The 1,602-nt window shown below is 45.2% G+C and carries 2 protein-coding genes; both read left to right on the top strand.

The features are described from left to right. Positions 1–641: metal ABC transporter ATP-binding protein (locus A3762_RS22060; RefSeq protein ID WP_068757656.1), on the top strand; the 641-nt coding region annotated here is incomplete at its 5' end. Beyond that, complete coding sequence (locus tag A3762_RS22055; protein ID WP_068753543.1) at positions 634–1,446, top strand: metal ABC transporter permease; 813 nt, start codon at positions 634–636, stop codon at positions 1,444–1,446. The genes A3762_RS22060 and A3762_RS22055, both read left to right, overlap by 8 nt. Positions 1,447–1,602 lie beyond the last annotated feature (156 nt).

The raw sequence follows: 1,602 nt of genomic DNA, 5'->3' as shown, positions 1-1,602 counted from the left end.
ATGGCTCAGGTAAAACCACTTTGTTGCGTGCGTTAATTGGTGCAGTACCTCATATTGAGGGCACGATTAATAGATCACCTGACTTAAGTATTGGTTACGTTCCGCAAAAGCTTCACATTGATCAAACGCTACCGATGACGGTTGAGCGTTTTATGAGTCTACCTAAAAAGCACAGTAAGGCGAGTCTTGTTGAAGCACTCGAGATGGCAGGTGTTCCCAATCTCGGGAAGCAGCAATTAATGGACTTGTCAGGCGGGCAATTCCAACGCGTATTATTAGCGAGAGCGCTGCTAGGCAAACCAAATTTACTCATTCTCGATGAGGCCACACAGGGCCTTGATCATGCTGGTGTTGCAGATTTTTATCGTCAAATCGCTGATGTAAAAGATAGTCTTGGCTGCGGTATTTTAATGATCAGTCATGAACTGCATATCGTTATGCGCCAAACTGATCGCGTGATTTGTCTAAACGGAAACATCTGCTGCCAAGGGCGCCCTGAAGTAATTACCGACATGCCTGAATATCGCAATCTATTTGGTTTGGATCAGAGCGAAGCGTTGTATTTGCACAAACCTCATGCTCATCATGATGACCACTACACCCATGATGAGAACTGTGAAGGCGGCCATCACCATGTTTGATGATTTTCTTGTTCGTGCAGTTCTCGCGAGTGTTGGTGTTGCGCTAGCCGCAGCACCTTTAGGGTGTTTTGTTGTGTGGCGTCGTATGGCTTATTTTGGTGATGCGACCGCACATTCAGCCGTACTAGGTATCGCTCTTTCTCTTAGTTTTTCTACGCCAGTTTTTCTGGGCGTTTTAATCGTTTGTATGATCATGGCGATCACCGTTTCATCATTGAGTGAGCGTGGCATTGCCATGGATACCTTACTAGGTGTGATGTCGCATTCAGCCCTGGCAATTGGTTTGGTTGCTGTGTCGTTTCTGTCCGGTGTGCGAATCGACTTAATGTCTTATTTGTTTGGCGACATTCTCGCTGTCGGTAAATCAGATCTCTTCATTATTTGGAGTGGGGCTGCGCTGGTATTAGTGCTCGCGGCACTGCGCTGGAACGGACTATTACTATCTACGCTTAATCCTGATTTAGCACTAGCAAGTGGGTATAAACCAAAACACGAGCAGCTCATTCTTACTATTAGCCTCGCGATAGTGGTCGCAGTCGCAATCAAAACAGTCGGTGTATTGCTTATTGTCGCAATGCTCATTATTCCAGCTGCTACAGCTCGAGTACTCAGTTCTACCCCTGAGATGATGGCTATTGTCGCTGGTGTGTTAGCGATTTCTGCAAGCTTAATTGGCTTGCGTGGTTCCTATGTTCTCGATACTCCAACAGGTCCCACTATCATTAGTGTGTGTGCGATTTTGTTTGTTGTTGTGAACCTTGGATATCGTCTTCTTCCCAAGAAACTACGTAAAGGAATTTCATAATTATATGGAAGCGATGGTGGACGAGATTCAGCGAAAATTAGCTGAATCAAATGACATTCATACTTTGGCAGATATCTACAAAGACGACGTTAATATCGCCGTCTGGAAACGAGATCTCTCATCAGGATTACGTGATTCAATTGCATCTCTGCTTGA

This window comes from Oleiphilus sp. HI0125 (genome assembly GCF_001635355.1).
This window is presented reverse-complemented; position numbering and strand designations above follow the sequence as displayed.

Excerpts from the sequence above, each read along its gene's own strand:
- A3762_RS22055 (WP_068753543.1), top strand. The coding sequence starts at position 634 with ATGTTTGATGATTTTCTTGTTCGTGCAGTTCTCGCGAGTGTTGGTGTT.